Here is a 15,517-nt window from a genome sequence, read left to right as displayed (position 1 = left end):
GCACGTGTTCAGAAGGACGACAGTGCACGAGGCCCGAGGTCCGTGCGGGCCGGGGGCCGCGCGAGGCGCACGGAGGCGCCGAGCACGGTGAGGCCTGCGGGGGCCACCACGACCGGTTCGAGGTCGACGGAGACCACCTCGGGCAGGTCGTCGACCAGCCGCGACACCCGCAGCAGCAGCTCCTCCAGGGCGCCGGTGTCCACCGGCTCCGCGCCGCGCCAGCCGAACAGCAGCGGGGCGGCCTTGATGGAGCGGACCAGCTCGGCGACGTCCCGGTCGGTGGCCGGGACCAGCCGGTGCGCCATGTCGTCGAGGAGTTCGGAGGGGGCGCCGGCGATGCCGAAGGAGAGCACGGCGCCCGCGGCCGGGTCGACGGTGGCGCGTACGACCGTGTCGACGCCGCGCGGTGCCATGGCCTGCACGACCAGGTGCAGCTCCTCGGGCTTGCCCAGCCGGGCGGTCAGCTCCTCGAAGGCGCGGCTGAGGTCGTCGGGGCCGGCGATGTCCAGGCGTACGCCGCCGAGGTCGGCGCGGTGCCGCAGGTGGGGCGCGGTGGTCTTGAGGGCGACCGGGTAGCCGAGCCGCCGGGCCGCCTCCAGGGCCGCGTCGATCCCGGGGGCGGGCAGCGTGGGCCGGACCGTGATGCCGTAGCGGGCCAGCAGGGCGGCGGCCGCGGAGTCGTCGAGGGGGACGCCGTGGGCATCCCCGGCGGGCTCCGCCGCCTCGTCGAGCAGCCGGGTGACGTCCTGGCAGGCGCCCGCCTCGTCGACGTCCTCGAACTCCGGCACCCTGCCGGGAACCTGGGCGTCCCTGCGCCACTGAGCGTACGCGGCGGCCCTGGCCAGTGCCTTCACGGCGCGCTCGGCGGCGCCGTACGCGGGGATGCGGACGGCGGCGAGGCGGGTGGCCATGGCCTCCAGGGCGGTGTGGACGATCACGACGGGCTTGCCGGTGCCGGCCTCGTCCGCGGCGGCGTGGAGGGCTTCGGCCAGCGCGGCGTCGTCGCTGCTCGCGGGGGCCTCGCCGAGGTCGGAGCCCACGCGCGGGATGGCGGTGACCACGACGGCGTCGTGGGCGGGGTCGGCGAGGGCGGCGGAGAGGGCGGCCCGGAAGTCCTCGGGGCCGGCGGCCGTGGTGAGGTCGAGCGGGAGGCCCGGTTCCAGCCCGGCGGTGAGGCAGGCGTCGTAGGTGAGCAGGCCGAGCGACTCCGAGTTGCCGAGGACCGCGACGCGGGGGCCAGCGGGCAGCGGGCGGCAGGACAGCAGCAGTCCGGTGTCGAGGAGCTCGGTGACGGTGTCGGTGCGGATGACGCCGGCCTGCCGCAGCAGGGCGGAGACCGTGCTGTCAGCGATGCGGGCGGGGGGCACCGCGTGTCCGGGCGGGGCGGCCGCCGAGTGCCGGGCGCCCTTGACGACGACGACCGGCTTGACGGCGGCGGTGCGCCGGGCGAGGCGGTAGAACTTGCGCGGGTTGCCGAGGGTTTCGAGGTAGAGCAGGGCGACGTCGGTGGCCGGGTCGTCGTACCAGAACTGCAGGATGTCGTTGCCCGAGACGTCCGCCCGGTTGCCGGCGGAGACGAAGGACGACAGTCCGGCGCCGCGCCGGCGCAGCCCGGACAGCAGGGCGATGCCGATGGCGCCGGACTGGGTGAACAGGCCGAGCCGTCCGGCGTCCGGGGTCTGCGGCGACAGCGAGGCGTTGAGCCGGACGTCCTCGGCGGAGTTGAGGATGCCGAACGCGTTGGGGCCGATGACGCGCATCCCGTACGAGTGGGCCTGCCGCACCAGTGCGCGCTGCCTGCGGCGGCCGTCGGCGCCGGACTCGGCGTAGCCGGAGGAGATCACCAGCAGGCCCAGGACGCCGTGCCGGCCGCATGCGTCGACGGCCTCGGCGACGTCGTCGGCGGGCACGGCGATCACGGCGAGGTCCACGGTGTCGGGGATCTCGGCGACGGAGCGGTGGGCGGGGACGCCCTCGGGGTCGAGGATGCGCAGGTCCTCGGGGAAGGAGCGGTTCACGGCGTGGACGCGGCCGGTGTAGCCGCCCGCGACGATGTTCCGGAGCACTCCGCGGCCGACGCCGCCCGGCCGGCGGCCGGTGCCGATGACGGCCACGGAGGCGGGGGCGAGCAGTCGCTGGACGGAGCGGGCCTCGGCGCGCTGCTCGCGGGCGCGCATGACGGCGAGGGACTGCTCGGTGGGCTCCAGGTCGCATTCGAGCCGGACGACGCCGTCGGTGAAGCTGCGCTGCTGGGTGTAGCCCGCGTCGGTGAAGACCTTGATCATCTTGCGGTTGGAGGGCAGCACCTCGGCGATGAAGCGACGGATGCCGCGCTCGCGGGCCACCGCCGCGATGTGCTCCATCAGGGCGGAGGCCACCCCGCGGCCCTGGTGCGCGTCCTGGACCAGGAAGGCGACCTCGGCCTCGCCGTCGTCGGTGCGGTCGTAGCGGACGGTCGCGATGAACTCGCCGCCGACCAGGGCCGCCAGGCCGACGCGGTCACGGTAGTCGTGGTGGGTGAAGCGGTGCACGTCCCGGTCGGAGAGCCGGGGGTAGGGCGCGAAGAAGCGGTAGTACTTGGACTCGTCGGAGACCTTCTCGTAGAAGCTGACCAGCCGTCCCGCGTCGTCCGGCGCGATGGGCCGGACGTGGGCGATCCCGCCGTCGCGCAGGACCACGTCCGCCTCCCAGTGGACCGGGTAGTCGCGCTCTGCGGCGGACGGCGTCGTCATGGCCCAAGCGTACGGGCACCTGCCGGTCGCGGGACCGGTGCGACGATGTGGGGACGGACCGGTGTCCGAGGCATGGCAGACTGGTCTAGACCTCCCAGGAACGACCCGAAGGGCAACACCATGGCTGAGCGCCGCGTCACCATCGGCTGGGCCGAGGGCCTGCACGCACGTCCCGCTTCGATCTTCGTCCGCGCCGCCACCGCCGTGGGCGCCCCCGTCACCATCGCGAAGGCGGACGGGGCCCCGGTCAACGCCGCCTCGATGCTCGCCGTGCTGAGCCTGGGCGTGGCCGGCGGCGAGGAGGTCGTGCTGGCCTCCGACGCGGAGGGGGTGGACGCCGCTCTGGACAGCCTTGCCAAGCTCGTCTCCGAAGGCCTGGACGAACTCCCCGAGACCGTCTGACAGCGCGCGGAGCCGCGGTGCGGCAAAAGGGGCGGGCCTGCGCGTGAAATCCGGCCGGATTTCGCGGACCCGCCCCTTCGTCATTGCGAGGTCATTTTCGGGCAGCGCGCAGCACAATAGGGCACGGAAATACCCCGCGCACAATTCCCCAAGTTGTATACGGCACTTCTGTTAAACCCGGCCGCGCGAAGTGTGTACGGCGTGTTTCCGATTCCTCACCGCGCCGCGGCGCCGCGCCCCGTGCTCTCCGGACGGCGCAGCCGGTGCACCGCCGTCGCCCGCTCCACATGGGCCGCCATCAGCCGCCGGGCCCGCTCCGCGTCACCGCGTGCCACCGCGTCCACGACCGCCCCGTGCTCCTCCCAGGACTCCACGGCCCGCCCAGGGGTGTCCACCGCGTACACCCAGGCGATCTTGTGCCGCAGCTGGGTCAGCAGCGCCACCAGGGTCGGGCTGCCGGAAGCCTGGGCCAGCGTCTCGTGGAACCAGCCGTCCAGCGCGGGCAGGTCGGACAACTGGCGCCGGAGGGAACGTTCCTGGCCCAGCCGGACGAGCCCGCGCAGCACCTTCACATGGGCCTCGGTGCGCCGCTGCGCCGCCCGCGCGGCGCCCAGCGGCTCCAGCAGGGCACGGATGTCCAGCAGGTCGGCGGCCTCCTGCTCGGTCGGCTCGGCCACGGACGCCCCGGCGTGCCGGCGGGTCCGCACGAAGCCCTCGGACTCCAGGGTGCGCAGCGCCTCGCGCACCGGGACCCGGGACACCCCGTAGCGCTTGGCCAACTGCTCCTCGGTCAGCCGGCTCCCCGGCGCGAAGAACCCGCTGATGATGTCGTCACGGATCGCGGTGCACACCGCCCGGGCCGAAATCGGGCGGCCCGCGCCGCCGACCCCCTTCACGTACGACCCCACATCGCAGGTTCCTTTCGGTGCGCGCCGACGGCCGTCCTTTAATCCCCGTGTAACGGAGGAGCCGGCGTTTCTGCCGCGACTCTATTCCAGCACGCCGCCGATTCCGACGGCTGCCCTGAATTCATGGAGCATTTTTGGACACCCCGCGGCCGGGAAGCGCCGGCATGCCGAAGGCCCCGGCGGGGGAACCGGGGCCTTCGTGTGGGGGGAGGGGAATGGCTCAGATGCGGACGCCCTTGGAACGCAGGTACGCCAGCGGGTCCACGTCGGCGCCGTAGGACGGTGCCGTACGGGCCTCGAAGTGCAGGTGCGGCCCCGTCACGTTGCCGGTGGCGCCCGACAGGCCGATCTGCTGCCCCGCGGAGACGGTCTGGCCCACGGACACGCCCAGCGAGGACAGGTGGGCGTACTGGGTGTACATGCCGTCCGCGTGGCGGATCACGACGTTGTTGCCGTAGGAGCCGCCCCAGCCCGCCTCGACGACGGTGCCCGCGCCGGCGGCGTGCACCGGGGTGCCGACGGAGGCCTGGAAGTCCACGCCGGTGTGGTAGCCGGAGGACCACAGGCTGCTGGTCGCGTGGTAGGGCGTGCCGATGGAGCCGGCGACCGGCAGCATCCAGCCGCCGAGCGTGCCGCGGCCCTTCGCGGCGCTCCGGGAGGCGTGCGCGGTGCCGCTCTCCCGGGCCGCCTTGGCCTTGGCCGCCTTGGCGGCGGCCTCCTTGGCGGCACGCTCACGAGCGGCGCGCTTGGCGCGCGCGACCAGGGCGTCGTGGCGCTTCTGCGCGACGACCGCGGCCCGGTGCTGGGCCGAGGCCTGGTCGGCGAGGTGCGCGGCGAGGTCCCCGGCGACCGCGGCGCAGCGGGCGAAGGCGGAACCCTCGGCCCTGGCGTCGGCAGCCGCGGCGGGCACGACGAACGCGCCGGTGGTGACGGTGGTCAGCGCGGCGGCGCCGGCCAGGGTGGAACGTATGGAGAACGACGCCATGGGCAGGCGGGGATCCTTTCCTTCCTTCTCGCCTACCGGGTTAGCTGACGGGTTCGGAGCAGGAAGGTCTCCTACGGGCGGCGGCAGGCCGCCCGATTCACCCCAGGGACATCTCAGGTGGGTCCCCGGCTCCCCAGGCTCACGCCTGACGGGGACTCGGCGATCGTTGCTCCGGTGCCGCGGGAGGCGGCTGCTTCCGCCGGGCAACCCGAGGACGTTAACCAGGCGTTGCTCCCGGTTCCAAAAAAATCCGGCAATATGTGCGGGATGCCACACCGGCCGCCAACCGGTCGCAACCGTCCGCAATACCGCGATGCCGCAGCTCCCCGGCGGTGCGCACCCCTCCCGGAAGCCCCCGCACGGCCGTGGCGCGGGCCGCGGTGACCGGCGTCACCGTCCGGCCCGGCCGAACGGGACCCGGTGGCGGCACCGCGTACGTAGGGTCACGGGGTGACCACGACACCAGGGGCGGCCACCGACGCCGCCCGCGCCGCCGAGGACTTCCTGCGCGCCTTCCACGACCGGATGCCCGGCCGTCAGTCGAAGGGGACCGAGGCCGCCCCCACCCGCGACGGGCGGACGAGTTACGCGGTGCTCGCCGAGCGTGTCGCCGGCGCCCGGCGGGTCCTGGACCTCGGCTGCGCGGACGGTGCCCTGCTGGAACTGCTCGCCGGGCGCGGGGTCGCGGTTCCCGCCGGCGTCGACCTGTCGGAGGGCGAGCTGGCCCTCGCCCGCCGGCGGCCCGCGCTGGCCGGCGCCGACCTGCGGCAGGGGCGTGCGCAGGAGCTGCCCTTCGCCGACGGCTCCTTCGACGCCGTGGTCTCCCACATGGCGCTCATGCTGATGCCGGACGCCGACCGGGTCGTGGCCGAGGCCGCCCGGGTGCTCGCACCGGGCGGTACGTTCGCCGTCGCCGTCGGCGGCGGGCCCGTCCCCGGCGAGGCCGTGGAGCTCTTCCTGACGCTGGCCGTGCCGTACTTCAAGGCGGCGCAGCGGCGTCTTCCGCGGCTGGGCGACCGCAGGACACGGAGCCGGGAGGGGCTCGACGGGCTCCTCGCACCCCTCGGCTTCGCACCGCTGTCCTGGGAGACGGTCGTCATCGGCATGGACGGGACGCCCCACGAGGTCTGGTCCGCCCTCACCGGGACGTTCTACGACATGGAGGTCCTGGACGAGGAGCCGACCGAGGAGCTGCGCGCCGTGTTCCTGGACCGGGCCGCCGGCCTGAGCGGAGCCGGCGGACGCGTTCCGTGCGGCATGCGGATCAACGTGGCGGCGGCCCGGCTGGGCCGCTGAACGGGTAGCCCCGCGCACCGCGGCCCCGGGTGCCGCAAGGGCATCCGGGGCCGCGGTGCGGAGCTACCGGTCAGCCGCCCGTGACGACCTCGACCGGGCCGATGCCCAGCTCGCGGATCGGGTCCGCGATGACGGAGGCGTCGCCGACGAGGACGACCACGAGCCGGTCCAGGGGGAAGGCGTTGACGGCCGCGGCCGTCGCCTCCACCGTGCCGGTGACGGCCAGCCGCTCGTAGAGCCGGGCCTGGAAGTCGTCCGGCAGGGACTGCTCGACCTGGTCGGCGAAGGTCCCGGCCACCGCCGAGGCGGTCTCGTAGCGCAGCGGCGCGACGCCCACCAGGTTCTGCACGGCGGCGTCGCGCTCCTCGTCGGTGAGCCCCTCCGCCGCCAGGGTGCGCAGCACCTGCCAGGTGTCGGCCAGCGCGGGCGCGGTGACGTCGGTCGCCACGGACCCGCTGATGCCGAGCAGGGAGACGCCGGTGCCCTCGGGCGTGGACAGCAGCACCTGACCGAAGGCCCGCACGCCGTAGGTGTAACCCTTCTCCTCGCGCAGGACGCGGTCCAGGCGCGAGGTCAGCGTGCCGCCGAGGCAGTACGTGCCGAGCACCTGGGCGGCCCACACGGGATCGTGGCGGTCCGCGCCGGCGCGGCCGATGAGCACCTGGGTCTGGACGGACCCGGGCCGGTCGACGATCACGACGCGCGCGGTGTCGTCCGCGGTGATCGCGGGCAGCGGGCGGCGCTCGGCGGGCTTGCCGCTCCACTCCCCCAGCGTGCTCTCGAGCAGCGCCTCCAGGTCGATCCCGGTGAAGTCGCCGACCACGACGGCCGTCGAGGTGGACGGCCGTACGTGCGTGTCGTAGAAGGCACGGACGGCGGAGGCGTCGATGCGCGCGACCGTCTCCTCGGTGCCCTGGCGCGGCCGGGAGCAGCGCAGGTCGGCGGCGAACAGCTCCTTGGACAGCGCCATGGCGGCGCGCCGCGCGGGGTTGGCCAGCTCGTGCGGGATCTCGTCGAGGCGGTTGCGCACCAGCCGCTCGACCTCGCCGTCCGGGAACGCCGGGGCGCGCAGCGCGTCGGCGAGCAGGCCGAGGGCCTTGTCGAGACGGGAGGCGGGGACCTCCAGGGAGACCCGCACGCCGGGGTGGTCGGCGTGCGCGTCGAGGGTGGCCCCGCAGCGCTCCAGCTCGGCGGCGAACTCCTCGGCGGTGTGCTTGTCGGTGCCCTCGGACAGGGCCCGGGCCATGATCGTGGCGACGCCGTCCAGGCCCTCGGGCTCGGCGTCGAGCGGCGCCGTGAGCAGCACCTCGACGGCGACGACCTTCTGGCCGGGGCGCCGGCTGCGCAGCACCGTCAGCCCGTTGGGCAGCGTGGACCGCTCGGGGGCCGGGAAGTCCCAGGGCTTGGGCTGTCCCGGCCGTGGCTGCGGGTGGAACGTCATGGTGGTGTGGACGTCGGTCACTGGTCCGCGCCCTCCTCGTCCTCGTCGGAGTCCTCGCCGGACGCGTCCGCCGAACCCGTGGGCTCGTAGACCAGCACGGCGCGGTTGTCGGGCCGCAGGGTGGCCGCGGCGACGGCGCGCACCTCGTCCGCGGTGATGTCCAGGATGCGCTTGACGGCGGTCAGCGCGAGCTGCGGGTCGCCGAACAGCACCGCGTACCGGCACAGTTCGTCGGCACGGCCGCCGACCGTGGCGAGCCGGTCCAGCCACTCGCGCTCGAGCTGGGCCTGCGCCCGCTCCATCTCCTCCGGGGTCGGGCCCTCCTCGGCAAAGCGGGCCAGTTCCTCGTCGACTGCGGCCTCGATGGTGGGCACCTCGACGCCGCTGGACGTCTTCACGTCGAGCCAGCCGAGCGACGGCGCCCCGGCCAGCCTCAGCAGGCCGAACCCGGCCGCGACGGCGCTGCGGTCCCGGCGCACCAGGCGGTTGTGCAGCCGGGAGGACTCACCGCCGCCGAGGACGGTCAGCGCCAGGTCCGCGGCGTCGGACTCGCGGGTCCCGTCGTGCGGCAGCCGGTAGGCGGCCATCAGGGCGCGCGAGGGGACGTCCTCCTCGACGACCTCGCGGAGCTCCCCGCCGATCACCCCGGGGAGTGAACCGTCACGGGGCGCCGGCTTGCCGTCGTGGGACGGGATGGTGCCGAAGTACTTCTCGATCCAGGCCAGCGTCTGCTCCGGGTCGATGTCCCCGACGACCGCGAGGACGGCGTTGTTCGGAGCGTAGTAGGTCCGGAAGAAGGCCCGCGCGTCCTCCAGGGAGGCGGCGTCCAGGTCCGCCATCGAGCCGATGGGGGTGTGGTGGTACGGGTGGCCGTCCGGGTACGCCATCGCGGTCAGCCGCTCGAAGGCGGTGCCGTAGGGGACGTTGTCGTACCGCTGGCGGCGCTCGTTCTTGACCACGTCACGCTGGTTGTCCAGGCTCTGCAGGTCCAGTGCGGACAGCAGGCTGCCCATGCGGTCGGCCTCGAGCCAGAGCGCGAGCTCCAACTGGTGGGCCGGCATGGTCTCGAAGTAGTTGGTGCGCTCGAAGCTGGTGGTGCCGTTGAGGGAGCCGCCGGCGGACTGGACCAGTTCGAAGTGGCCGTTGCCCTTGACGTTCGCCGAACCCTGGAACATCAAGTGCTCGAAGAGGTGGGCGAGTCCGGTACGGCCCTTCACCTCGTGGCGGGAACCGACGTCGTACCAGAGGCAGACCGCGGCGACCGGGGTGAGGTGGTCCTCGGAGAGCACGACGCGCAGGCCGTTGGCCAGGCGGTGCTCGGTCGCGGTGAGGCCGCCGGATTCTGCCTCCGGCGTGGCCGTGTGACCCATGGGCAAGCTGTCCTTCCGGTCGCGTACTCGTTGTTTTGTGCTGAGACCTGCCACTCTAGGCAGCGGACAAACGGCCCGCGAAGTTCCCGTCACCGCCACGTATGAGGCGGGGGGGTGGTCCGGGCTGTCGGTGGGGCGGTCCACAATGGTCCGCGACAGTCCCGTGTCCTTATCCGATGAGGTCCAGCCGAAGGAGCAGCGCCCTGATGGCCCGCCGCACCACGAAGACCCCGCCGCCGGACGATTTCGAGGAGCGCATCCTCGACATCGACGTCGTCGACGAGATGCAGGGGTCCTTCCTCGAGTACGCCTACTCGGTCATCTACTCGCGCGCCCTCCCGGACGCCCGCGACGGGCTCAAGCCGGTGCACCGGCGGATCGTCTACCAGATGAACGAGATGGGGCTGCGCCCCGAGCGCGGCTTCGTGAAGTGCGCCCGCGTCGTCGGCGAGGTGATGGGCAAGCTCCACCCGCACGGCGACTCCTCGATCTACGACGCACTGGTGCGCATGGCCCAGCCGTTCTCGATGCGCGTGCCGCTGGTCGACGGCCACGGCAACTTCGGCTCGCTCGGCAACGACGACCCGCCGGCCGCGATGCGGTACACGGAGTGCCGCACGACGCCCGCCGCGATGCTGATGGTCGAGTCGATCGACGAGGACACCGTCGACTTCACGCCGAACTACGACGGCCAGGAGCAGGAGCCGGTGGCCCTGCCCGCCGCCTACCCGAACCTGCTGGTCAACGGCGCCTCGGGCATCGCGGTCGGCATGGCGACCAACATGCCGCCGCACAACCTGGGCGAGGTCATCGCGGCCGCCCGCCACCTGATCCGCTACCCGAACGCGGACCTCGAGACGCTGATGCGGTACGTCCCCGGCCCGGACCTGCCGACCGGCGGCCGGATCGTGGGCCTGGACGGCGTCCGGGACGCGTACGAGACCGGCCGCGGCACGTTCAAGATCCGCGCCACGGTGGCCGTCGAGGACGTGACGGCCCGCCGCAAGGGCCTGGTGGTGACCGAGCTGCCGTTCGCGGTCGGCCCGGAGAAGGTCATCTCCAAGATCAAGGACCTGGTCGGCTCGAAGAAGCTGCAGGGCGTCGCGGACGTCAAGGACCTCACCGACCGCGAGCACGGACTGCGGCTGGTCATCGAGGTGAAGAACGGCTTCCACCCCGAGGCCGTCCTGGAGCAGCTGTACAAGCTGACCCCCATGGAGGAGTCCTTCGGCATCAACAACGTGGCGCTGGTCGACGGCCAGCCGCTCACGCTGGGCCTGAAGGAACTGCTGGAGGTCTACCTCGACCACCGCTTCGAGGTCGTCCGGCGGCGCAGCGAGTTCCGCCGCGGCAAGCGCCGGGACCGCCTCCACCTGGTGGAGGGCCTGCTGGTCGCCCTGGTCGACATCGACGAGGTCATCTCGATCATCCGCTCCAGCGACAACGCCGCCCAGGCCAAGGAGCGCCTCATCGAGCGCTTCGCGCTGTCGGAGATCCAGACCCAGTACATCCTCGACACCCCGCTGCGCCGGCTGACCCGCTTCGACCGGATTGAACTGGAGTCCGAGCGGGACAGGCTGACCGCCGAGATCGAGGAGCTCACCCGGATCCTGGAGTCCGACACCGAGCTGCGCAAGCTGGTCGGCGCCGAGCTGGCGGCGGTCGCCAAGAAGTACGCCACCGAGCGCCGCACCCTGCTGATGGAGCCGGGCGCGGCCCCCGTCGCGGCCGTGCCGCTGGAGGTCGCCGACGACCCGTGCCGCGTGCTGCTCTCCTCCACCGGGCTGCTGGCCCGTACGGCGAACGGCGAGGCCCTGGCCCCGGGCGACGGCAAGCGCGTCAAGCACGACGTGATCGTCTCGGCGATCCCGACGACGGCGCGGGCCGACATCGGGATGGTCACCTCCACCGGGCGCCTGCTGCGGATCGCCGTGATCGACCTGCCGATCCTGCCGGAGACCTCCGGTGCGCCGAACCTGGCGGGCGGGGCGCCGCTCGCGGAGTTCCTGTCGCTGGAACCGGACGAGCAGGTGCTCTGCCTCACCACGCTCGACGAGTCCTCGCCGGGTCTGGCGCTCGGCACCGAGCAGGGCGTGGTCAAACGCGTCGTGCCGGACTACCCGGCGAACAAGGACGACCTGGAGGTCATCGCGCTCAAGGAGGGCGACCGCATCGTGGGTGCGGTCGAACTGCGCACCGGCGAGGAGGACCTGGTCTTCATCACCGACGACGCACAGTTGCTGCGCTACCCGGCGGGTCAGGTCCGTCCGCAGGGCCGCCCGGCGGGCGGCATGGCCGGCATCAAGCTGACGGACGGCGCGAAGGTGATCTCCTTCACCGCCGTCGACCCCTCGGCCGACGCCGTGGTCTTCACCCTCGCCGGGGCCCGGGAGACGCTCGCGGGCGCCGAGGAGGGCACGGCCAAGCTCACGCCGTTCGACCAGTTCCCGCGCAAGGGAAGGGCTACCGGCGGCGTGCGCTGCCAGCGCTTCCTGAAGGGCGAGGACATGCTGCTCCTCGCCTGGGCCGGCTGCACCCCGGCCCGTGCCGCCACCTCCACGGGCGCGCCGGCCGACCTCCCGCCCAAGGACCCGCGCCGGGACGGCTCGGGCGTGGCCCTCACCAAGCGGGTCTCGGTGGTCGCCGGCCCGGTGTGACCGGCACGTCCACAGCGATGAGGGGCGCGGCACCCGGTACGGGTGCCGCGCCCCTCGGCGTACGCGGTGTCAGGACGCGTACGCCTGCGCCCCGCCGGGTCCGGCCGGGTCGTCCAGGCGCAGCCACACGCAGGTGTCCCGGGGCAGCCGGCCGTCCTCGGCGAGCGGTCCGCTGGCCAGCAGGAGCTGCCGGTGCGCGGGGAGCGCGGCGGGGTCCGCGGACAGGTTGACCACGCAGGCGAACCCGCCCGCACGGCGGAAGGCGAGCACGTCGCCGGGACCGTCGAGCCAGTCCATCGGGCCCTCGCCGAGGCCGGGTTCCGCGCGGCGGAGCTCCAGTGCCGTCCGGTACAGGCTCAGCAGGGAACCGGGGTCCGTCTCCTGCACCTCGGCGGTGTAGCGCGCCCAGTCCGCCGGCTGCGGCAGCCAGGGGTGCTCGCCCCCGAAGCCGTACGGCGGCGCGTCCCCCGACCAGGGCAGCGGCACCCGGCAGCCGTCACGGCCCGGGTCGGTGCCGCCGGAGCGGAAGTACATCGGGTCCTGCAGCAGTTCGGCCGGGATGTCCTCGACCTCGGGCAGCCCCAGTTCCTCACCCTGGTACAGGTAGACCGAGCCGGGCAGGGCCAGGGTCAGCAGGGCGGCGGCGCGGGCGCGCCGGGTGCCGAGCTCCAGGTCCGTGGGGATGCCGTGGGCCTTGGTCTTGAAGTCGAAGCCCGTGTCGGCGCGGCCGTACCGGGTGACCGTACGCGTCACGTCGTGGTTGGCCAGCACCCAGGTCGCGGGGGCACCGACCGGGGCGTGCGCGGCGAGCGTCGCGTCGACGGAGGCGCGCAGCCGGCCGGCGTCCCACGGGCAGGCGAGGAAGTCGAAGTTGAAGGCGGTGTGCAGCTCGTCGGGACGCAGGTAGCGGGCGAACCGCTCGGTGTCCGGCAGCCACACCTCGCCGATCAGCACGCCGTCGTAGGGGTCGGCGACGCTGCGCCAGGAACGGTAGATGTCGTGCAGCTCGTCGCGGTCGATGTAGGGGTGCGGGTCGGTGCCCTCCACGAAGTCGGGCAGGTCCGGGTCCTTGGCGACCATGGCCGCCGAGTCGATGCGCACCCCGGCCACGCCGCGCTCGAACCAGAAGCGCAGGACGTCCTCGTGCTCCCTTCGCACCGCGGGGTGGGCCCAGTTGAGGTCGGGCTGCTCCGGGGCGAACAGGTGCAGGTACCAGTCGCCGTCCGGGAGCCGGGTCCAGGCGGGGCCGCCGAACTGCGAACGCCAGCCGTTGGGCGGCAGCTCGCCGTCCTCGCCGCGGCCGGTGCGGAAGTGGAACAGCTTGCGCTCGGCGCTGCCGGGCCCGGCCTCGAGGGCCGCCTGGAACCAGACGTGCTGGTCGGAGATGTGGTTGGGGACGATGTCGATGATGGTGCGGATGCCCAGGGCGCGTGCCTCGGCGATCAGCTTCTCGGCGTCGGCCAGGGTCCCGAAGGCCGGGTCGATGGCCCGGTAGTCGGCGACGTCGTAGCCGCCGTCGGCCATCGGCGAGGGGTACCAGGGGTTGAACCAGAGCGCGTCCACACCCAGCGCGGCCAGGTACGGCAGTCTGGACCGCACCCCGGCGAGGTCGCCGGTGCCGTCCCCGTCTCCGTCGGCGAAGCTGCGTGCGTACACCTGGTAGATGGCGGCGCCGCGCCACCACGCGTCGGTGGCCTCGGCCGGGTGGGTGTCTGCCACGTGACTGGTCCTTTCGGGCAGCTGGGACCGCGCCGCCAGCCCCGTGGCGGGCGGCGTGGTGCTGGACGGGTGCGGCCGGAGGCCGTCGGGGCCGGGTCTCAGCCCTTGAGGCCGCCGGCGGTGAGGCCGCTCATGATGTTGCGCTGGAAGATCAGGAAGATCAGCAGGGTGGGCACCGAGGCCATCGCGATGGCCGCGACCAGCCAGTTCTCCGGCACCCCGCTGGCGAGCGAGTAGATGCCGACGTTGAGCGTCTGCTTCGTCGGGTCGGGCAGGGTGAGCATCGGCCAGAGGAAGTCCTTCCAGACCCCGACGATCGCGAAGATGGAGACCACTCCGAGGATCGGGCGGGAGATCGGCAGGACGACCGACCACAGGGTGCGCAGCTGGGAGGCCCCGTCGATGGCGGAGGCGTCCAGCAGTTCCTGCGGCACCGAGTCGAAGAACCGCTTCAGCAGGAAGATGTTGAAGGCGTTGGTGACCGACGGCAGCCAGATCACCCAGGGCGAGTTGAGCAGGTTGCGCTGGAAGATCGGCACGTCCAGCACGGTCAGGTACTGCGGTACGACCAGGACGGTGGCCGGGATCATCAGCGTGGCGAGCATCATCCCGAGGATCACGTTGCCCAGCACCGGACGGAGCTTGGACAGCGAGTAGGCGGCCGCCACGTCGAACACGAGCTGGAAGGCGAGTGCCCCGAACGCGTACCAGAGGGTGTTGAGCAACAGGTGGGACAGGTCCATCACGTCCCAGGCGCTCTTGTAGTTCTCGGGGTGCAGGGCCTGCGGGAAGGCGGTGGGCGGGATCTGCGCGAACTCCTGGGTGGACTTCAGGCCGTTGGAGGCCATCCAGTACAGCGGGCCGAGGAAGACCAGCGTGAAGGCGACCAGTACCAGGGCGAGGACGGTCCGGTAGACGATCCTGCCGCGGCGGCTGGCCAGCTGCGTCGGTGATATCAGCGTTCGGGTGCTGCTGCTCATCGGTGGTTGCCCGCCCTACTCGTCCGTGGCGCGGCTCAGCCGCACGTACCCGGCGGAGAAGACCGCCAGCAGTACGAGCAGGACCAGGCCGAGCGCCGCGGCGCTGCCGTAGTTGTTGAAGCTGAAGGCGTACTGGTAGATCAGGTAGACGACGGTGGTGGTGGAGCCCTCCGGGCCGGCGCCGCCGGTCAGCAGGAACGGCTCGGTGAAGACCTGCATCGTGGCGATGATCTGCATGAGCAGCATCAGCGACAGGATCAGCCGGGTCTGCGGGATCGTCACGTGCCAGATCTTGCGCAGGAGCCCGGCGCCGTCGAGCTCGGCGGCCTCGTAGAGCTCGCCGGGGATGCCCTGGAGCGCGGCCAGGTAGATCAGGGTGGCGCCGCCCATGTTCATCCACGTGGAGGCGATGACCACCGACAGCATCGAGGTGCTGGTGGACTGCAGCCACTGCTGCTGGGGCAGGTGCAGCACCTCGAAGATACGGTTGAACAGGCCGTACTCGGGGTTGTAGAAGTTCTTGAAGAGCAGCACCGAGGCCACCGGCGGCAGCATCACCGGCAGGTACACCAGCAGTCTCAGGTAGCCACGCGCGTGCCGCAGTTCGTTGAGCAGCAGGGCGATGACGAACGGCACCGCGAAGCCGAGCAGCAGCGCCAGGGCGGTGAAAAGCAGGGTGTTGCGCCAGGCCTGCCAGAACGCGGGGTCGTGGAAGATGTAGTTCAGGTTCGACCAGCCGGCCCAGGTGGTGGCCCCGTTCTCGGTCTTCTGGAAGGCGAGCAGGACCTCCCTGACCATCGGGTACCAGGAGAAGAACCCGAAGCAGAGCACGGCGCCGATCAGGAAGCCGTGCGCGGTGAGGTTGCGGCGCAGGGCGCGGCCGGCCCGCCCCGGACGGCGGCCGTCCGGGGCGGGGCGGCGCACCGTACGGCGCGACCGGCTCTTCGCGGGAGTGCTGGTGGGCAGGGTGGGGGCGCTGGGGGCCGACATCGTCGCTCCTGGGTGCCGGGTGCCGAGGGGACCTGGG

At 72.8% G+C, this 15,517-nt stretch carries 11 protein-coding genes and 1 riboswitch; of the genes, 3 read left to right on the top strand and 8 right to left on the bottom strand.

Annotation, left to right across the window (positions count from 1 at the left end; all coding sequences use genetic code 11):
- Positions 1 to 8: 8 nt before the first annotated feature.
- Positions 9 to 2,732, bottom strand: a complete 2,724-nt coding sequence (locus tag ACFYYN_RS06645; RefSeq protein WP_500544919.1) for a bifunctional acetate--CoA ligase family protein/GNAT family N-acetyltransferase — start codon at positions 2,730 to 2,732, stop codon at positions 9 to 11.
- Between the two features lie 120 nt (positions 2,733 to 2,852).
- On the opposite strand from ACFYYN_RS06645, the gene ACFYYN_RS06640 reads away from it, so the two are divergent.
- Complete coding sequence (locus tag ACFYYN_RS06640) at positions 2,853 to 3,134, top strand: HPr family phosphocarrier protein (protein WP_499514490.1); 282 nt, start codon at positions 2,853 to 2,855, stop codon at positions 3,132 to 3,134.
- 215 nt (positions 3,135 to 3,349) lie between these two features.
- Here the strand turns inward: ACFYYN_RS06640 and ACFYYN_RS06635 are convergent, their stop codons facing one another.
- A complete protein-coding gene (locus ACFYYN_RS06635) occupies positions 3,350 to 4,042 on the bottom strand; it encodes a GntR family transcriptional regulator (RefSeq protein ID WP_500544918.1) in 693 nt (230 codons plus the stop codon).
- A gap of 220 nt (positions 4,043 to 4,262) precedes the next feature.
- The gene (locus ACFYYN_RS06630; RefSeq protein WP_500544916.1) at positions 4,263 to 5,027 is read right to left on the bottom strand and encodes a M23 family metallopeptidase; all 765 of its coding nucleotides are present in this window, start codon (positions 5,025 to 5,027) and stop codon (positions 4,263 to 4,265) included.
- Between the two features lie 15 nt (positions 5,028 to 5,042).
- A riboswitch (cyclic di-AMP (ydaO/yuaA leader) is annotated at positions 5,043 to 5,199 on the bottom strand.
- 278 nt (positions 5,200 to 5,477) lie between these two features.
- Here ACFYYN_RS06630 and ACFYYN_RS06625 point away from each other — a divergent pair.
- Complete coding sequence (locus ACFYYN_RS06625) at positions 5,478 to 6,323, top strand: class I SAM-dependent methyltransferase (RefSeq protein WP_500544915.1); 846 nt, start codon at positions 5,478 to 5,480, stop codon at positions 6,321 to 6,323.
- Positions 6,324 to 6,393: 70 nt separating this feature from the next.
- Here ACFYYN_RS06625 and ACFYYN_RS06620 read toward each other — a convergent pair whose 3' ends face one another.
- Both ACFYYN_RS06620 and ACFYYN_RS06615 read right to left on the bottom strand, forming a co-directional pair.
- The gene (locus ACFYYN_RS06620) at positions 6,394 to 7,764 is read right to left on the bottom strand and encodes a M16 family metallopeptidase (RefSeq protein ID WP_500321996.1); all 1,371 of its coding nucleotides are present in this window, start codon (positions 7,762 to 7,764) and stop codon (positions 6,394 to 6,396) included.
- Between the two features lie 17 nt (positions 7,765 to 7,781).
- On the bottom strand, positions 7,782 to 9,134 hold the full coding sequence (locus tag ACFYYN_RS06615) for a M16 family metallopeptidase (RefSeq protein ID WP_500357444.1): 1,353 nt from the start codon (positions 9,132 to 9,134) through the stop codon (positions 7,782 to 7,784).
- A 206-nt stretch (positions 9,135 to 9,340) separates the two neighbouring features.
- Here ACFYYN_RS06615 and ACFYYN_RS06610 point away from each other — a divergent pair, with 206 nt between their 5' ends.
- Complete coding sequence (locus ACFYYN_RS06610) at positions 9,341 to 11,791, top strand: DNA gyrase/topoisomerase IV subunit A (RefSeq protein ID WP_500545196.1); 2,451 nt, start codon at positions 9,341 to 9,343, stop codon at positions 11,789 to 11,791.
- Positions 11,792 to 11,860: 69 nt separating this feature from the next.
- On the opposite strand, the gene ACFYYN_RS06605 is transcribed toward ACFYYN_RS06610, so the two are convergent.
- The 3 genes from ACFYYN_RS06605 to ACFYYN_RS06595 form a co-directional block, all read right to left on the bottom strand.
- On the bottom strand, positions 11,861 to 13,510 hold the full coding sequence (locus tag ACFYYN_RS06605; RefSeq protein ID WP_500544913.1) for a glycoside hydrolase family 13 protein: 1,650 nt from the start codon (positions 13,508 to 13,510) through the stop codon (positions 11,861 to 11,863).
- Positions 13,511 to 13,608: 98 nt separating this feature from the next.
- A complete protein-coding gene (locus tag ACFYYN_RS06600) occupies positions 13,609 to 14,490 on the bottom strand; it encodes a carbohydrate ABC transporter permease (protein WP_500321937.1) in 882 nt (293 codons plus the stop codon).
- Positions 14,491 to 14,505: 15 nt separating this feature from the next.
- Positions 14,506 to 15,480, bottom strand: coding sequence for a carbohydrate ABC transporter permease (locus ACFYYN_RS06595; protein WP_500544912.1), 975 nt, complete (start codon positions 15,478 to 15,480; stop codon positions 14,506 to 14,508).
- Positions 15,481 to 15,517 lie beyond the last annotated feature (37 nt).

The sequence above is a fragment of the Streptomyces sp. NPDC001902 genome (genome assembly GCF_042891295.1).
Taxonomy (GTDB): domain Bacteria; phylum Actinomycetota; class Actinomycetes; order Streptomycetales; family Streptomycetaceae; genus Actinacidiphila.
This window is presented reverse-complemented; position numbering and strand designations above follow the sequence as displayed.

Bases quoted from the DNA above. Each gene is read 5' to 3' on its own strand.
- ACFYYN_RS06645 (WP_500544919.1), bottom strand. From the start codon at position 2,732: ATGACGACGCCGTCCGCCGCAGAGCGCGACTACCCGGTCCACTGGGAG.
- ACFYYN_RS06640 (WP_499514490.1), top strand. From the start codon at position 2,853: ATGGCTGAGCGCCGCGTCACCATCGGCTGGGCCGAGGGCCTGCACGCA.
- ACFYYN_RS06630 (WP_500544916.1), bottom strand. From the start codon at position 5,027: ATGGCGTCGTTCTCCATACGTTCCACCCTGGCCGGCGCCGCCGCGCTG.
- ACFYYN_RS06620 (WP_500321996.1), bottom strand. From the start codon at position 7,764: ATGACGTTCCACCCGCAGCCACGGCCGGGACAGCCCAAGCCCTGGGAC.
- ACFYYN_RS06615 (WP_500357444.1), bottom strand. From the start codon at position 9,134: ATGGGTCACACGGCCACGCCGGAGGCAGAATCCGGCGGCCTCACCGCG.
- ACFYYN_RS06610 (WP_500545196.1), top strand. From the start codon at position 9,341: ATGGCCCGCCGCACCACGAAGACCCCGCCGCCGGACGATTTCGAGGAG.
- ACFYYN_RS06600 (WP_500321937.1), bottom strand. From the start codon at position 14,490: ATGAGCAGCAGCACCCGAACGCTGATATCACCGACGCAGCTGGCCAGC.
- ACFYYN_RS06595 (WP_500544912.1), bottom strand. From the start codon at position 15,480: ATGTCGGCCCCCAGCGCCCCCACCCTGCCCACCAGCACTCCCGCGAAG.